Below are 14,662 nucleotides of genomic sequence, written 5' to 3'. Positions count from 1 at the left end.
CGACAGGCGCACGCGGGGCCGGGATCAGGATGCCGTGATCTCGGCCTCGAGCGCGTCGAGCAGCTGCGTCCACCCGGGCTCCAACCCCGCGACCGCGGGTGCGGCTGCGTCCTGCACCTCGGAGACCTCGATCTCCAGGACGAGGACGGTGGCCGGCCCTTCTTGGCGGAGGGTGACGGTGTGCCGGGCATGGAAGAGCGGGGCGCCGTCCTCGCCGAGCGGAGCGAGCTCGAAGACCAGCCGCTCGGGGGCGTCGGCCACCAGCATCCGTCCGGCCGAGCTGTAGCGTGTCTCGCCCTCGCGAAGGACAAGCCTGATGTCCGAGCAGGCCTCGGGGGAGAGCTCGAAGGCGTCGACCGTGAAGTGGCGGGGCGCCCACCATCCCGCGGCGAGGACGGGGTCGGTCCAGGCCTTCCAGACCTCATCGGCGGATGCGGCGATCGTGCGCGAGAACACCATCGGCGGCCGCTCGTCGTGCGCGGTGCGCGCTTCTTCCTCGCGGATCGCGGCGGCGTAGCTGTCGAGCACCGCATCATCGGCCGAGGGAGCGGCGAGGCCTGCGAAGTGCGCGGCGAGACGCGTCATCATGTCTCGGTCGATGCCGGCGATGCGTCGTCGGCCGAGCTTGTGCACGCGGATCACGCCCGCGGTCTCCAGCGCCTGGATGTGCTTCGTCGTCTGCGGCTGCAGGGCGCCGATCGCGGCCTGCACCTCGGAGACGGTGCAGGCGCGATCGGCGAGGAGCTCGAGAATCCGGAATCGCGTGGGCTCGGCGATCACGGCGAGAGCTCGCTGGATGCCGGGCTCGGTCATTCTGCCGCGACCAGTGCCGCGAGGTTGTCGAGTTCGTTGGTGCGCCCCTGCGTCAGGCGCTCCGTCCAGACCTCGTCGTGCAGCGGCTCGATGTGCATCACGATGCGCGTTCCCTCGCCTTCGGGGCTGAGCTCGACCACAGTGAGGTGCTCGTACGTCTCGTGGTCCGGAACGAAGTCGATCACCGAACGGTAGGAGAGCCGGGAAGGCTCCTCCACATCGACGAAGAACTTGCGGGACTCAGTGGCGAGCGGCATGCCGTACTGCTCCATGAAGGCGATCTGCTCGGGGGCGACGGCGGTCATGGTGTACACGAGCTCGCCGCCCGGGCGCAGGTCGAGGCGGGTGACGTCGGTGCGGAATCCCTCGGGAGCCCACCAGGCGGAGATCCCCTGCGGGGTGGTCCACAGCTCCCAGACGCGCGAGGGAGATGCGGCAACGGTGCGTTCGATGATGTTGTCCATGCGGATCACGATACATTCGTCTAAACGAATGTGTCAAGGGTTCTTCCGTACGCCTGATCAGCGCCGAAGGGCCTTGTCGATCGCGCTCTCCAGGTCGCCCCATGCGGTGAGCTCGAGCAGCTCGCCGTCGATGAAGAACGAGGGCGTGCTCCGCACGCCGAGGGCCTCTCCATCCGCCTTGTCCGAGAGGATGCGATCGAGCGTCGCGGGATCGGCGATCGCCTCGTCGTAGGCCGCCATGTCGAGGCCGAGGCCGACGGCGAGCTCGCGGAACACCGCGGGCGTCTCCGTCTGCTGGCCCGCCCACTGCTGCTGGGTCTCGAAGAGCGTGCGGTACATGTCTTCGAAGCGGTCCTGCTGCGCGGCCGCCTCCGCGGCCAGCGCCGCCTGCGTGGAGTTGATGTGCCCTGGTAGCGGGAAGTAGCGCACGACATAGGTGATGTCGCCGGCGTGCTTCTCGCGCAGGTCCTCGACGATCGGGAAGAACCGCACGCACGACGGGCACTCGAAGTCGAGGAACTCGACGACGGTGACGCCATCCGCTCCCGCGTCATCGAGGACGTGCGAGTCGGGGCGGACCGTCTCGCCGCCTCCCGCGGGCTTCTGGGCCTGTTGATTCATCGCGTAGGCGATGGCGGCGATGGCGAGCAGGACGACGACGGCGATGCTGATGATGACAGCTTTGAACGAGGTCTTCATGGGGTCTCCAGACACAGGGGTGATCGATTCGGGGCAGCGCGGAGCGCCCGGAATCAGGTCCGTGAGACGGAGAGCTGCGTGAGAGTGAGGGGCTGCAGGAGCGTCGCGGGCCCGGCACGGGGAGGAGCGGATGCCGTGGCGACGCGTCCGAGACGGAACATCGTCAGGGAGCGGAGCATCCGCCGCGCGGTCAGCACCAGGAGGAAGACGAGGAGAGCGCAGGCGCCGACGATTCCGAGGTCGGCGGCCGCGACGTCGTCGACCGCGGTGACCTCCTGATGACCGGAGACCGAGCTCGCCGAGACGCCCGACGCCACGCAGAGAGCAGGGCCCGTGCGGCTCTCGCCGTGCGAGTCCGACCATGCGCCGACGAGAAGCAGCATCGCGAGGCCGAGCGCGATGGCGATCCTGACGATCAGCATCCGCTCGCTCCGGTGCGCGATCTGCGGGCGAGGCATGGTCCGCGCAGTCTAACAACGCAGGCCCTCGTCGTCACGACGCGCTTACACTGAAAGGGTGGCGAGACTGTTGATCGTCGGCGGTTTCCTGGCCGCCGTCTTCTGGGTGTACAGCATCGTCGACTGCGCCGTGCAGCCGGCGACGCGGCACCGTGGCGTGCCCAAGGGCGTGTGGATCGCGATCGTCATCATCGTCCCGGTGGTCGGCGGGATCCTCTGGTTCACGATCGGGCGCCGGCGCGCCGATGACCAGGACGCGCGGCCCTACGCGCCCGACGACGACCCCGCGTTCCTGCGGAGCATCAACAAGAAGGAGCAGGACGCCCGCATCGCCGAGCTCGAGGCCGAACTCGCCCGTCTCGAAGACGAGGGCGACGCCCCGGACACGCGTCCGTGACGGCCTCTCCGGCATCGGATGCCGCGGCATCCCTGATCGCAGACCTCATCGCGCACGGCGTGCGCGATCTGGTGCTCTCTCCCGGTTCTCGCTCTCAGGCCCTCGCGCTCGCAGCTGTGCACTTCCACGGACGCGGCCTGCTCCGCGTGCACGTGCGCATCGACGAGCGCGTCGCCGGATTCACCGCGCTCGGGCTCTCGCGCGAGACGGGAGTGCCGACCGCGATCGTCTGCACCTCGGGAACCGCCGTGGCCAATCTGCTCCCCGCCGTCATGGAGGCCTTCCACGCCGGTGTCCCGCTCCTGCTCCTCACAGCCGACCGTCCTCCCGAGCTTCGCGGCATCGCGGCCAACCAGGCCACGATCCAGCCCGGAGTGTTCGGCCCGTTCGCGCGGCTCTCGCTCGACGCACCCGTGCCTGGTGACGGGGGATGGTCGGATCTCGCGGCCCGCGCCGTCGCGGTGGCGTGCGGAGCGGATGCCGAGCACGGCCTCCCGGGCATCGCCGGCCCCGTGCACCTGAACCTGCCGTCGCGTGAGCCGCTGTCGGGAGAGGTGCCGGTCGTCGAGGTCACGCCGGGCGCCTCGCCTGCCCCGCTCGCGGCGCCCGCCACGGTGCTCGAGCAGGGGCCGCGCACGGTCGTGATCGCCGGAGCCGACGCCGGCCCCGGCGCCGAGGAGATCGCGCACCAGGGTTCCTGGCCGCTGATCGCGGAGATCGTGAGCGGCGCGCGGTTCGGGCGCCGGCTCGTGCACGGCTACCGGTCCCTGCTGAACGACCCCGGCTTCGGCGGGCGCATCGAACGAGCCGTGGTGCTCGGGCACCCGACCCTCAGCCGCGAGGTCGCCCGCCTGCTCTCCCGCCGCGACGTCGAGGTGATCGCCGTGCGGAGGGGGGGAGAAGAGCTGAACCTGAACGGGCGCACCGCGCCCGCGGCATCCGTCTCCGTCGCACAGGGAGAGGCGGATCGCGAGTGGCTCGGCGAGTGGATGACGGCATCCGCGTCGCTCGCGATCGATCTCAGCGAGCAGGCGCCGGATGCCGATGGCCTCGCCTCGACGGACTTCGCCGCTCGTCGCGACGCCGTGCAGGTCGAGCTCGAGGCGGTGCGCCGACCGCTGGATCGCGAACTCCTCGTCGACGCCGTATGGCGGGCGACCTGGCCGCACGACCGTCTCGTGTTCGGGTCGTCGCGGCTCGTTCGCGTCGCCGACTCCGTGCTCGGCGGCAAGAAGGTGCCGGTGCATGCGAACCGCGGCCTCGCGGGCATCGACGGGACGATCGCGACCGCGACCGGGATCGCGGCGGCCTCGCAGGCCGATGGCGCGCAGGGGGTCACGCGGGTGCTGCTCGGAGACCTGGCCTTCCTGCACGACGTCGGCGCGCTGCTCCTGCCGCCCGACGAAGCCGAGCCGCGGCTGCAGGTGATCGTGGGCAACGACGGCGGCGGCACGATATTCGACGGGCTGGAGGTTGCGGCATCCGCCCCCGCCGCCGACCTGGATCGAGCCTTCTACACCCCGCACGGTATGCGCTTCGAGCAGCTCGCGCTCGCCTACGGCTGGACGTACCAGCGCGTGACGACCAGAGCCGCGCTCGATCAGGTGCTCACCACGCCCGTTACCGGACGACAGCTGATCGAGGTGCCGTTGCCGCGCTGACTGGCATGATGTGTGCATGAACGCACACGCCTGGACACGCGAGCTGCAGGTCGGAGACGGATTCCGCCTCGCCGACGTCGACCCCGGAAGCAAGCCCGGGTTCTCCGGGGGCAAGGCCGAGGGCGCCCGCGCGCTCGCGGCGGGGCTCGACGATCTCAACGAGCTGCAGGAGCGGCTGTTCGCCGAGAGCCGCGCGGGCGTCGCGAAGGACGCGGTGCTGCTCGTGCTGCAGGCGATGGACTCGGCCGGCAAGGGCGGCATCGTGCGGCACGTCGTCGGCGGCGTCGACCCGCAGGGCGTCTCGCTCACGGCGTTCAAGGCTCCGACCGACGAGGAGCGCGCGCACGACTTCCTGTGGCGGGTCGAGAAGCGGCTGCCGGAGCCGGGATTCATCGGAGTGTTCGACCGCTCGCACTACGAGGACGTGCTGATCGGTCGCGTGCGGGGGCTCGCGACGCCCGAGGAGATCGAGCGCCGATACGCGGCGATCAACGAGTTCGAGGCGGATGCCGCCGCATCCGGCATCCGGATCGTCAAGGTCATGCTGCACATCTCGCGCGAGGAGCAGAAGGAGCGGCTCATGGAGCGGCTCGATCGGCCCGACAAGCACTGGAAGTACAACCCCGGCGACGTGGACGAGCGGATGCTGTGGGACGAGTACATGGCCGCATACCAGACGGTGTTCGAGCGCACGTCGACCGAGGTGGCGCCGTGGCACGTGGTTCCCGCGAACGCGAAGTGGTACGCCCGGCTCGCCGTGCAGGAGCTGCTCCTCGCCGCTCTCGAGGACATCGATCCGCAGTGGCCGAAGGCCGACTTCGACGTGGAGGCTGAGAAGAAGCGCCTCGCCGCGAGCTGAGCCGCGCCTCGGGATCGCCTCCGGTCGCCCCGCGAGGGAGCACAGTGCCCGAGACTCGGCGGCTTCAGGCGAGAGCGTCGACGAGCGGGCGGAACTTCACCCGTGTCTCCAGCAGCTCCGACTCGGGATCGGACCCCGCGACGATTCCTGCTCCGGCATACGCCGTCACCGCGATCTCGCCTGCGCCCCCCGTGAACTGCGCGCAGCGCAGCGCGATCGCCCATTCGCCGTTGCCCGCGGCGTCGACCCAGCCGACCGGCCCGGCATAGCGGCCGCGGTCGAAGGGCTCGAGCTGCCGGATCGCCGCGATCGCCGCGACGGTCGGCGTGCCTGCGACGGCCGCGGTGGGGTGCAGCGCCCCCACGAGATCGAGCGACGACTCGCCCTCTGCCAGTTCGCCCTCGACGTCGGTCGCGAGATGGAACAGGTTCGGCAGCTTCAGCAGGAACGGCTGCTCGCTCGCGGCGAGCACCCGCGTGTGCGGACGCAGCGAGGCGAGCACGCTCTGCACGGCGTACTCGTGCTCGTCGAGATCCTTCGTGCTCGACGCCAGATGCGCCGACGCGGCGGTGTCCGCGTCGGCATCCGCCCCTCGCCCTATCGTGCCTGCGAGCACGCGGGCGGTCACCGTGCGGTTCTGCACCGTCACCAGCGTCTCGGGGCTCGCCCCGATGAGCCCGTCGACTGCGAACGCCCAGGTGTCGGGGTAGCCGGTCGAGAGCGCGCGAACCAGCCGGCGCAGGTCCGACCCCGCAGGGATGCTGCCGGTGAGGTCGCGCGCGAGCACGACCTTGCTGAGCTCGCCGTCCGCGATGCGGGCGAGGGCGCCGCGCACCGAGTCCTGATAGCCCTGCGGGCTCTGCGCGCCCGGGCCTACGGTGCCCGCCCAGTGCGGGCCGTACGTCTTGGCGGCCGGGGCGGTCGAAGGCGCGGAATCGGCAGTGCGGATGCGGGTCAGCCAGCTGCGTCCGCGGTGGCGCCCGATGACCGCGGAGGGGACGAGGAGCACGCTGTCGGCGATCGAGTGCTCATCGAAGGCGAGCGCGCCGAATCCGACCAGGCCGGTGCCGGGAAGCCCCAGCGGATCATCGATGTCGGCATCCTGAGCGAGCTGCCGCCAGGCGGAGGCGATGATGGCCGAGCGTGCTGCGTCCGTGCCGGCCGGAACACGGATGGCGGTCACGATCCGGTCGCCTGCCGCGACGATCCCGTCGCCGCGGCGCAGCCAGGCGAGGGGCTGATCGGGGTCGGCGTACGCCAGAAGATCTTCGACCGGGTCGATCTCGCGGGTCTCCACGACCAGCTTCGTGCTCACCCCTCCAGCCTACCTTCGGCGTGAGTTCGGGATTCCGTTGCGACCTCCGGATTCGCTCGCGAAACCCCCGCCCCTGCACGCGGATGTCATGCGGTACTCCCGACCTCACGCGAGATTCCCGATCTCGCCCAGGGCGACGGCGGATGGCGGTTGCGGGCGCAGGCATACGCTGAGGGCATGAGCGATGCACGTCCTGCGCCCGGCACCGAGATGATCACGCAGTGGAGCAAGTGGGACGGCTCTGCGCACTGGCGGCACGAGTGCGTGTACCTGGGCGCCGACGAATGGGGCGACTGGATCGGCCAGCCCGTCGGCTGGCACAGCGCGCGTCCCGGTCGGGAGTACACGACCTGGAGCCCGAACGTGACCCTGATCCCCGCGGACCGGCAGGACTACGCGCTCACGGTGAACCGCGACCACCCCAAGGGCATGCGCATCTACATCGACCTGGGGTGGGAGGTGCGCTGGTCCGACGATCCGCTGCTCGCGGTCGGGATCGATATGGACCTCGACGTGGTCCGGGTCGTGGGGGAGCGCGGCACCTGGGTCGACGACCGCGACGAGTGGGCCGAGCACAGCGCAGAATTCGGCTATCCGTCCGAGATCATGACGCACCTCGAAGCGCTGGCGCTCGAGCTCGAGCAGCAGGTGCGTGCGCAGCATCCGCCCTTCGATGACGCCACCGCCGACGTCTGGCTCGACCGGCTCGCGGCGCTCGGCCTCGATCGGCCCGCCGAGCCCGGCGGAGTCCACAGCGAGCCCGCCTAGACTTCACTCATGACCCCGAACGAGCCCAATCGCGCAGATCTCGGCAAGGACCCCGCCCGCGTCAGCGGCATGTTCGATCAGGTCGCCGCAGGCTACGACCGCACGAACACGGCGATGACCGTCGGCAACGACGCGCTCTGGCGCGCCGCCACCACCCGAGCGGTCGCCCCTAAGCCGGGGGAGCGCATCCTCGATCTCGGCGCGGGCACCGCCTCGTCGTCGGCGTCCCTCGCTCGCAGCGGCGCCGAGGTCGTCGCCGCCGACTTCTCGCCCGGCATGCTCGCAGAGGGCAAGCGCCGCCACGGGGGCATGCGCAACCTGTCATTCGTCGAAGCGGATGCCACGAGCCTCCCCTTCGGCGACGCGGAGTTCGACGCCGTCACGATGTCGTACGCGCTGCGCAACGTGAACGATCCGAAGAAGGCGCTGCGGGAGCTCTTCCGCGTCACCAAGCCCGGCGGCCGCCTTGTGATCAACGAGTTCTCCACGCCCCCGGGGAAGCTGTTCCGCGGCGCCTACCGGTTCTACAACGCGCAGGTGCTGCCGCGGGTCGCCCGGGTGGCCGGCACGAACGGCGACGCCTACGACTACCTGAACGAGTCGATCAGAGACTGGCCCGACCAGCGCGCCCTGTCGTCGTGGATCCGCGAGGCGGGCTGGACGGACGTCGCGTACCGCAATCTGTCCTTCGGAATCGTCGCCCTGCACCGGGCCCGCAAGCCCCAGTGATCGCACCCAGGTAGGCTGGATCCGTGACTTCGAGCCCCATCGCCCCGGGTTCGCGACTGGCGAGCCGTCTCGGCTTCAGCGACCGCATCTTCATCGGTCCTGCCGCCCGTCGTGTCGCCCGCTCCATCGAAGACGGTCTCGAGCTCGTGGAGACGGGTCTCGCCGAAGATGTGCGCGTCGCCGATCCGCTCGCCGACGTGACCAGCCGGTACCTCTACGAGGCCGGTGGCAAGCGCATCCGCCCCGTGCTCACTCTGCTCGCCGCCCAGCTCGGCGAGGGCAACACCGATGCCGTGATCGACATCGCCAAGGCGCTGGAGATCACCCACCTCGGCTCGCTGTACCACGACGACGTCATGGACGGCGCCGACCGCCGCCGCGGTGTTCCCGCGGCGCAGACGGTGTGGGGCAACAACATCGCGATCCTCACGGGCGACATCCTGTTCTCCCGGGCCAGCCAGCTCATGGCCCGCCACGGCGACCGTGCCATCCGCCTGCAGGCCGACACCTTCGAGCGGCTCGTGCTCGGCCAGATGCACGAGACGCTGGGTGCGCAGCCCGGCGACGATGCGATCGAGTTCTACATCCAGGTGCTCGCCGACAAGACCGGCTCCCTCATCGCCGCCGCGACGCAGGCCGGCGTGATCTTCTCGCACGCGCCCAGCGAGTACGAGGAGCCGATGCGGGTCTACGGCGAGAAGATCGGCGTCGCGTTCCAGCTGCTCGACGACGTGATCGACCTCTCCGCCAAGCCGGAGGACACCGGCAAGGTGCCTGGCACCGATCTCCGCGCCGGTGTTCCGACCATGCCGTACCTGCTGCTGAAGGCCGAGAGCGACACGGCATCCGCCGATCTGGCCGCGCGCATCGACGAGGGCGTCTCCCGCATCGCCGAGGGCGCCGACCCCTCGATCCTCGACGGGCCGCTCACGGAGCTGCGCGACCACGCCTCCACGCAGAAGACCCTCGAGCTCGCGCTCACCTGGACCCGCGACGCGATCGACGCGCTCGCGCCGCTGCCCAAGGGCACCGTGCGCGAGGCTCTCACCCGCTTCGCCGAGTCGCTCGCCGAGCGCTCCCGCTGACCCCATGCCGCCGCGCACACGCGCAGCGTGAGGAAAGGACCCTCATGACCAAGCTCAGACTCGCCATCGTCGGTGCAGGCCCCGCCGGCATCTACGCCGCCGACATCCTGCTCAAGGCCGAGCGCAAGTTCGACGTCTCGATCGATCTGTTCGAGCAGCTGCCCGCTCCCTACGGTCTGGTCCGCTACGGCGTCGCCCCCGATCACCCCCGCATCAAGGGCATCATCACGGCGCTTCGCGACGTGCTCGACCGCGGCGACATCCGCCTGTTCGGCAACGTCCGCTTCGGCGAGGACATCACGCTCGAGGATCTCAAGAAGCACTACAACGCGGTGATCTTCGCCACCGGCGCGATCCGCGACACCGCCCTCGACATCCCCGGCGTCGACGCCGTGGCCTCCTACGGGGCGGCGGACTACGTCAGCTGGTTCGACGGTCATCCCGACGTGCCGCGCGAGTGGCCGCTCGACGCGGAGTCGGTCGGAGTGCTGGGCAACGGAAACGTCGCGCTCGACGTGGCTCGCATGCTCGCGAAGCACGCCGAGGACCTGCTCGTCACCGAGGTGCCGGAGAACGTGTACGAGGGTCTCAAGGCGAGCCGGGTGACCGATGTGCACGTGTTCGGCCGCCGCGGGCCCGCGCAGGTGAAGTTCACCCCGCTCGAGCTGCGCGAGCTCGGAGAGCTGCGCGATGTCGACATGGTCGTCTACGACGAGGACTTCGACTACGACGAGGCGTCGAAGGATGCCGTGGCCAGCAACAAGCAGGTCATGGTCATCGACCGCGTGCTGCAGTCGTGGCGCAAGCGCGATTCCGTCAACAACGCGGGCGGCACCGCATCCCGTCGCCTGCACCTGCACTTCTGGGCGCGTCCGGTCGAGGTCCGCAAGGATGAGGACGGCCGCGTCGCGGCTCTCGTGTACGAGCGCACCCAGCCCGACGGGCAGGGCGGAGCGATCGGCACCGGCGAGCTGCGCGAGGTGCCGATGCAGGCCCTGTACCGCGCGATCGGGTACTTCGGCTCGCCGCTTCCCGGCGTGCCCTTCGACAAGAAGCACGGCGTCATCCCGAACCGCGAGGGCCAGGTGCTCGCGAAGGACTCGAACCAGCGCGTGCCCGGCATCTATGCGACCGGCTGGATCAAGCGCGGACCGGTCGGCCTGATCGGCCACACCAAGTCCGACGCGATGGAGACCGTGCGTCACATCATCAACGACCAGGGCTCCTGGTGGCAGCCCGAGGATCCCTCAGAGGACTCGATCCCCGCTCTGCTCGAGGAGCGCGGCGTGAAGTGGACCGACCTCGAGGGCTGGCACCGGCTCGACGAGCACGAGATCGCGCTCGGCGCGCCGCAGGAGCGCGCCCGCGTCAAGGTCGTGCCGCGCGAGGAGATGGTGCGGGTCTCCCGCGGCGAACGAACTCTGGGTTCCTGAGCCCGTCGAAGGACGGCTAGCCTGGCCGCATGCCTGAGTGGATCCCCGACGTCCTCGGCGACGAGTTCTCGCAGCTGACGCTCGAACTGGCAGAGGACCACGAGGGGCCGGTCGTGGCGACCCTGGTGAGAGCGCTGCCGGCCAAAACGGGGTGGTGGGAGCGGCTTCGGAGCCAGCGCCGCCTGCTCGATGACGTCGACGTCCTCTACGTGCACGGCTGGTCGGACTACTTCTTCCAGAAGCGCCTGGCCCGGTTCTGGACGGCGCGCGGCGCGCGGTTCTTCGCTCTCGATCTGCGCAAGTACGGGCGCAGCCTGAGAGAGGGCCAGACACCTGGATACATCACCGACCTCACCGCCTACGATGAGGACATCGAGGCCGCGCTCGAGGCCATGGGGCGCGGTGCGGAAGGCACGGCATCCGCTCGTCGCCTGGTGCTGCTCGGACACTCGACCGGAGGACTCACGCTGAGCCTGTGGGCGTCGCGTCATCCGGGCGCGGCGGATGCCGTCATCCTGAACAGCCCGTGGCTGGAATTCCAGGTGGCGTCGGTGAGGCCACTGATCACGCCGGTCGCCGGGCTGCAGGCGCGGCTGCGTCCGCTCGAGGCCGCCCCGCAGGTCGATCTGGGCTACTACACGCGTGCGCAGCAGGAGGTCGCTGATCCCTCCGATCCGATGGAGGTGAATCCGCTCTGGCGACCGGCGCAGACGATGGCCGTGTACGCCGGCTGGTTCCACGCGATCCTCGCCGGGCACGCCAAGGTCGCCGCCGGCCTATCGATCCCGGCGCCCGTGTGCGTGCTGCTGTCGGCCCGCTCAGCGACGCCCACCCGCTGGTCCGCCGATCTCACCTCCGCCGACACCGTGCTCGTCGTCGACGACATCGCGAAGGCCGCGTTGAAGCTCGGCCCGAGCGTCACGGTCGAGCGGATCGATGGAGCGCTGCACGACGTGTTCCTCTCGCGACATGACGCCCGCGAGGAGGCCTACGCGCGGATGGACCGCTGGGTGCGCGGCTGGGCTGTGACCGCTCAGACGTAGTGCATCGCCCTGGCGAGCTGTTCCGCGCGATCGCCGTCGCCGTCGAGAACGGCGTCGCGGAAGTCGCGATAGATCTGGTGCATCCGCTCGCGGTCGTCTTCCGGGATCACCCAGTCCCGCAGGTTGCGGAACAGGCTGACGCCGGCATCTTGTATCAGCGCCCGCTGCTGCGTGTTGTCGCAGTGCTCGCTGAGATATGAGAACACCGCCCACCGCGTGCGGGAGATCTCCGGCCCTTCCTGCGCCGTGAGCATCTGCTCGGCGAGCTCCGCCAGACGAGCGCGCTCGGCGTCGCCGATGCGGGCCAGGCCCATGCGCGTCGTGACGCCGGCCTGATATCCGGCGAACTCCAGCGTCTGCGCGATGATCGCCGGCGTGACGGCGGTGACCTCGGTGTACCTGCTCGGGTACATCGTCACCATGCCCAGCCGCTCAAGTCGCTGCAGAGCCTCGCGGACCGGCGTCCTCGACACGTGCAGCTCATCGGCGACCTCGACGTCGCGGATGCGCTGCCCCGGCGCGAGAGTGCCGTCGATGATCCGCGACGCGATGTGCGTGAAGACCTCCTCGGCGAGCAGCTGCTTCGTCTCGCCCTGCCCGGATCCCAGTCCTTTTCTCATCATGGATCGCCCCCAGTTGCATGTCCATATCCGGGCTCCCCAAAAAATGCCCGGATGGCAACTACATCACGAAGTGCGCTGTATTGCCAAACACGGTGCGGGACGGAGATTTCCCAGATCGTTCGTAATAAATGTTTCCGTGGCCGGCGAGCGTAGGGGGCGCCCACCGGCCACGGTCGATGCATTGCACGGAGCTGTCGGGCCGGCCCGGTCCCCACAGGGCATGTGCCGCGATCGCGATCGCGGCGCTGGGCCGACAGCGCATCATGCACGGATTACATCGCCGTCGCTCCGGATGCGACACCTCCAGTCTCGACGAAGAAAGCCCGTATATCGATATGTGATTTCCGGGTAAACGACAGCGGCCGGGTGCCGGGGCTCTCCCGTGGCATCCGGCCGCTCGTGTCCAACGAGGGGGGGGTGGCTCTACCGGTAATTGATGAACTGCAGGTCGATGTCGAGATCGCTGCCCTTGAGCAGCGCGATCACTGCCTGCAGGTCGTCGCGGCTCTTGGACTGCACGCGCAGTTCGTCGCCTTGGATCTGGCTCTTCACGCCCTTGGGGCCCTCGTCGCGGATGATCTTGCCGATCTTCTTCGCATTCTCCGAGGAGATGCCGTCCTTGAGGGTCGAGACGATGCGGTACTCCTTGCCGCTGGCGAAGGGCTCGCCCGACTCGAGGCTCTTGAGGGAGATGCCGCGCTTGATCAGCTTGGTCTGGAAGACGTCGAGCACGGCCTTGGCGCGCTCCTCCGAGTTCGCCTTGATGAGGATCTGCTCGCCGCTCCACTCGATGGAAGCGTCGGTGCCCTTGAAGTCGTAGCGCTGCTCGACCTCCTTGCGGGCCTGGTTGAGGGCGTTCTCGGCCTCCTGGTGATCCACTTTCGAGACGATGTCAAAGGAACTGTCAGCCATGCGGAAAAGTCTACCGACCCGCGCATTTCCCTGCAGTCATGGAAGCGTTTTCACCTTGTTGCACGGCTGCTGACACGGTCACGGTCTGATATCAACCCAGATTTTCATTGCGCATCACTGCGATCTCGATGCATACTGTAAGCGCTTGCAGTCCTGCAGGCCATCAGCACTGAGAGAGGCTCACACCAATGAAGGTGAACAAGAGGGGCATCGCCGCCTTCAGCGCGATCGCCGTGATTTCGACCCTGTCGCTCGCGGGTTGCGCGACCGGGGGCAGCGGCGACGACTCGAAGGGCGACGACGCCGCCAGCAAGCTGACCGTCTGGGTCGACTCGGAGCGCGTGGACGCGCTGCAGGGCGCAGCGGACTCCTACGAGAAGAAGACCGGCGTCAAGGTCGACCTCGTCGGCAAGTCGGTCGACGACATGAAGGATGACTTCATCCAGCAGGTTCCCACCGGCAAGGGCCCCGACATCGTCATGGGCGCGCACGACTGGCTGGGCGAGCTGTCCACCAACGGCGTGGTCGCTCCGCTCGAACTCGGCGACTCGGCATCCGACTACCTCCCGGTGGCCCTCCAGGCCGCGACCTACGAGGGCACCGTCTACATGCTGCCGTACGCGGTCGAGAACATCGCTGTGCTCCGCAACGCAGACCTGGTGCCGGCGGCTCCGACGAGCTTCGACGACATGATCTCCAAGGGCAAGTTCGTCGTCGAGCAGGGCGCAGAGGGCAACCCGTACCACCTGTACCCCTTCCAGACCGCATTCGGCGCCCCCGTCTTCGGCACCGACGACTCGGGCAGCTACGACCCGACCGACCTGCAGCTCGGCAGCGAGGGCGGCTTCGCCTTCGCCGACTGGCTCGGTGCCCAGGGCAAGAACGGCACCGGCAACCTGAACACGGATGTCGACGGCGAGATCGCCAAGCAGCAGTTCCTCGACGGCACGGCGGCCTTCTGGCTGACGGGCCCCTGGAACGTGGGCGCCGCAGTCGACGCGGGCATCAACGTCGCCATCGACCCGGTTCCCAGCCCCACGGGCGAGACCGCATCGCCGTTCGCCGGCGTCAAGGGCTTCTTCGTCAGCGCGGAGTCCAAGAACAAGGTCGCGGCGAACGACTTCCTGGTGAACTACATCGGCACGAAGGACGTCCAGCTCGAGCTGTTCAAGGCCGGCAACGTCCTGCCCGCACTCACGGCTGCGGCTGACGAGGCGGCATCCGACCCGATCATCGCCGGCTTCCAGGCCGTGGGCGCCGACGCCGTCCCGATGCCGGCCATCCCGGCCATGGGTTCGGTCTGGCAGTTCTGGGGCGTGGCTGAGGCCGCCATCATCAACGGCGCGGACCCGAAGACGACGTGGCAGAAGCTCGTCGACGACGTGACCGCGGCCATCAAGTAA

At 69.2% G+C, this 14,662-nt stretch carries 16 protein-coding genes; 9 read left to right on the top strand and 7 right to left on the bottom strand.

Translation table 11 applies throughout. From position 1 onward, the window contains the following. Nucleotides 1–24: 24 nt before the first annotated feature. Genes RS84_RS02845 through RS84_RS02830 form a run of 4 tightly spaced genes read right to left on the bottom strand, consistent with a single transcriptional unit; the run spans nucleotide 25 to nucleotide 2,434 of the window. Nucleotides 25–813 carry an SRPBCC domain-containing protein gene (locus RS84_RS02845; protein ID WP_045256252.1) on the bottom strand — a complete coding sequence of 263 codons (789 nt, stop codon included), beginning with the start codon at nucleotides 811–813 and terminating at the stop codon, nucleotides 25–27. After that, on the bottom strand, nucleotides 810–1,277 hold the full coding sequence (locus RS84_RS02840; RefSeq protein WP_045256251.1) for an SRPBCC family protein: 468 nt from the start codon (nucleotides 1,275–1,277) through the stop codon (nucleotides 810–812). The genes RS84_RS02845 and RS84_RS02840 overlap by 4 nt, the downstream gene beginning before the upstream one ends. Before the next feature lie 57 nt (nucleotides 1,278–1,334). Continuing rightward, a complete protein-coding gene (locus RS84_RS02835) occupies nucleotides 1,335–1,976 on the bottom strand; it encodes a DsbA family protein (protein ID WP_045256250.1) in 642 nt (213 codons plus the stop codon). 53 nt (nucleotides 1,977–2,029) lie between these two features. Continuing rightward, nucleotides 2,030–2,434, bottom strand: coding sequence for a hypothetical protein (locus tag RS84_RS02830; RefSeq protein ID WP_045256249.1), 405 nt, complete (start codon nucleotides 2,432–2,434; stop codon nucleotides 2,030–2,032). 58 nt (nucleotides 2,435–2,492) lie between these two features. Between RS84_RS02830 and RS84_RS02825 the strand changes: the two genes are divergently transcribed. The 3 genes from RS84_RS02825 to RS84_RS02815 are packed head-to-tail and all read left to right on the top strand — an operon-like array spanning nucleotide 2,493 to nucleotide 5,351. After that, a complete protein-coding gene (locus RS84_RS02825) occupies nucleotides 2,493–2,831 on the top strand; it encodes a PLDc N-terminal domain-containing protein (RefSeq protein WP_045256248.1) in 339 nt (112 codons plus the stop codon). Beyond that, nucleotides 2,828–4,492 (top strand): 2-succinyl-5-enolpyruvyl-6-hydroxy-3-cyclohexene-1-carboxylic-acid synthase, encoded by a 1,665-nt coding sequence (gene menD, locus RS84_RS02820; RefSeq protein ID WP_045256247.1) that lies wholly within the window; start codon nucleotides 2,828–2,830, stop codon nucleotides 4,490–4,492. The genes RS84_RS02825 and menD overlap by 4 nt, the downstream gene beginning before the upstream one ends. Nucleotides 4,493–4,508: 16 nt before the next feature. Continuing rightward, nucleotides 4,509–5,351, top strand: coding sequence for a polyphosphate kinase 2 family protein (locus tag RS84_RS02815; RefSeq protein ID WP_045256246.1), 843 nt, complete (start codon nucleotides 4,509–4,511; stop codon nucleotides 5,349–5,351). Nucleotides 5,352–5,415: 64 nt separating this feature from the next. Here the strand turns inward: RS84_RS02815 and RS84_RS02810 are convergent, their stop codons facing one another. After that, a complete protein-coding gene (locus tag RS84_RS02810) occupies nucleotides 5,416–6,666 on the bottom strand; it encodes an isochorismate synthase MenF (protein ID WP_045256245.1) in 1,251 nt (416 codons plus the stop codon). A gap of 177 nt (nucleotides 6,667–6,843) precedes the next feature. Here RS84_RS02810 and RS84_RS02805 point away from each other — a divergent pair, with 177 nt between their 5' ends. The 5 genes from RS84_RS02805 to RS84_RS02785 are packed head-to-tail and all read left to right on the top strand — an operon-like array spanning nucleotide 6,844 to nucleotide 11,724. Continuing rightward, nucleotides 6,844–7,434 (top strand): hypothetical protein, encoded by a 591-nt coding sequence (locus RS84_RS02805; protein WP_045256244.1) that lies wholly within the window; start codon nucleotides 6,844–6,846, stop codon nucleotides 7,432–7,434. Between the two features lie 9 nt (nucleotides 7,435–7,443). Further along, nucleotides 7,444–8,163, top strand: a complete 720-nt coding sequence (locus RS84_RS02800) for a ubiquinone/menaquinone biosynthesis methyltransferase (RefSeq protein ID WP_045256243.1) — start codon at nucleotides 7,444–7,446, stop codon at nucleotides 8,161–8,163. A gap of 23 nt (nucleotides 8,164–8,186) precedes the next feature. Then, nucleotides 8,187–9,248: a polyprenyl synthetase family protein gene (locus tag RS84_RS02795; protein ID WP_045256242.1), complete on the top strand. Its 1,062-nt coding sequence runs from the start codon at nucleotides 8,187–8,189 to the stop codon at nucleotides 9,246–9,248. Between the two features lie 44 nt (nucleotides 9,249–9,292). After that, entirely contained in the window at nucleotides 9,293–10,681 is a 1,389-nt protein-coding gene (locus tag RS84_RS02790; protein ID WP_045256241.1) for an FAD-dependent oxidoreductase, read from the top strand. Nucleotides 10,682–10,710: 29 nt separating this feature from the next. After that, nucleotides 10,711–11,724: an alpha/beta hydrolase gene (locus RS84_RS02785; RefSeq protein WP_045256240.1), complete on the top strand. Its 1,014-nt coding sequence runs from the start codon at nucleotides 10,711–10,713 to the stop codon at nucleotides 11,722–11,724. Here the strand turns inward: RS84_RS02785 and RS84_RS02780 are convergent. Then, nucleotides 11,715–12,347, bottom strand: a complete 633-nt coding sequence (locus tag RS84_RS02780; RefSeq protein WP_235281365.1) for a GntR family transcriptional regulator — start codon at nucleotides 12,345–12,347, stop codon at nucleotides 11,715–11,717. The two genes, RS84_RS02785 and RS84_RS02780, sit on opposite strands and share 10 nt — an antisense overlap. Nucleotides 12,348–12,770: 423 nt before the next feature. Beyond that, nucleotides 12,771–13,259 (bottom strand): YajQ family cyclic di-GMP-binding protein, encoded by a 489-nt coding sequence (locus tag RS84_RS02775; protein WP_045256239.1) that lies wholly within the window; start codon nucleotides 13,257–13,259, stop codon nucleotides 12,771–12,773. Between the two features lie 188 nt (nucleotides 13,260–13,447). On the opposite strand from RS84_RS02775, the gene RS84_RS02770 reads away from it, so the two are divergent. After that, a complete protein-coding gene (locus tag RS84_RS02770; protein WP_045256238.1) occupies nucleotides 13,448–14,662 on the top strand; it encodes a maltose ABC transporter substrate-binding protein in 1,215 nt (404 codons plus the stop codon).

It is taken from the genome of Microbacterium hydrocarbonoxydans (genome assembly GCF_000956475.1).
GTDB lineage: Bacteria > Actinomycetota > Actinomycetes > Actinomycetales > Microbacteriaceae > Microbacterium > Microbacterium hydrocarbonoxydans_A.
This window is presented reverse-complemented; position numbering and strand designations above follow the sequence as displayed.

Excerpts from the sequence above, each read along its gene's own strand:
- RS84_RS02800 (WP_045256243.1), top strand. The coding sequence starts at position 7,444 with ATGACCCCGAACGAGCCCAATCGCGCAGATCTCGGCAAGGACCCCGCC.
- RS84_RS02770 (WP_045256238.1), top strand. The coding sequence starts at position 13,448 with ATGAAGGTGAACAAGAGGGGCATCGCCGCCTTCAGCGCGATCGCCGTG.
- RS84_RS02845 (WP_045256252.1), bottom strand. The coding sequence starts at position 813 with ATGACCGAGCCCGGCATCCAGCGAGCTCTCGCCGTGATCGCCGAGCCC.
- RS84_RS02805 (WP_045256244.1), top strand. The coding sequence starts at position 6,844 with ATGAGCGATGCACGTCCTGCGCCCGGCACCGAGATGATCACGCAGTGG.
- RS84_RS02830 (WP_045256249.1), bottom strand. The coding sequence starts at position 2,434 with ATGCCTCGCCCGCAGATCGCGCACCGGAGCGAGCGGATGCTGATCGTC.
- RS84_RS02840 (WP_045256251.1), bottom strand. The coding sequence starts at position 1,277 with ATGGACAACATCATCGAACGCACCGTTGCCGCATCTCCCTCGCGCGTC.
- RS84_RS02780 (WP_235281365.1), bottom strand. The coding sequence starts at position 12,347 with ATGATGAGAAAAGGACTGGGATCCGGGCAGGGCGAGACGAAGCAGCTG.
- RS84_RS02835 (WP_045256250.1), bottom strand. The coding sequence starts at position 1,976 with ATGAAGACCTCGTTCAAAGCTGTCATCATCAGCATCGCCGTCGTCGTC.
- RS84_RS02790 (WP_045256241.1), top strand. The coding sequence starts at position 9,293 with ATGACCAAGCTCAGACTCGCCATCGTCGGTGCAGGCCCCGCCGGCATC.
- RS84_RS02815 (WP_045256246.1), top strand. The coding sequence starts at position 4,509 with ATGAACGCACACGCCTGGACACGCGAGCTGCAGGTCGGAGACGGATTC.
- RS84_RS02785 (WP_045256240.1), top strand. The coding sequence starts at position 10,711 with ATGCCTGAGTGGATCCCCGACGTCCTCGGCGACGAGTTCTCGCAGCTG.
- RS84_RS02775 (WP_045256239.1), bottom strand. The coding sequence starts at position 13,259 with ATGGCTGACAGTTCCTTTGACATCGTCTCGAAAGTGGATCACCAGGAG.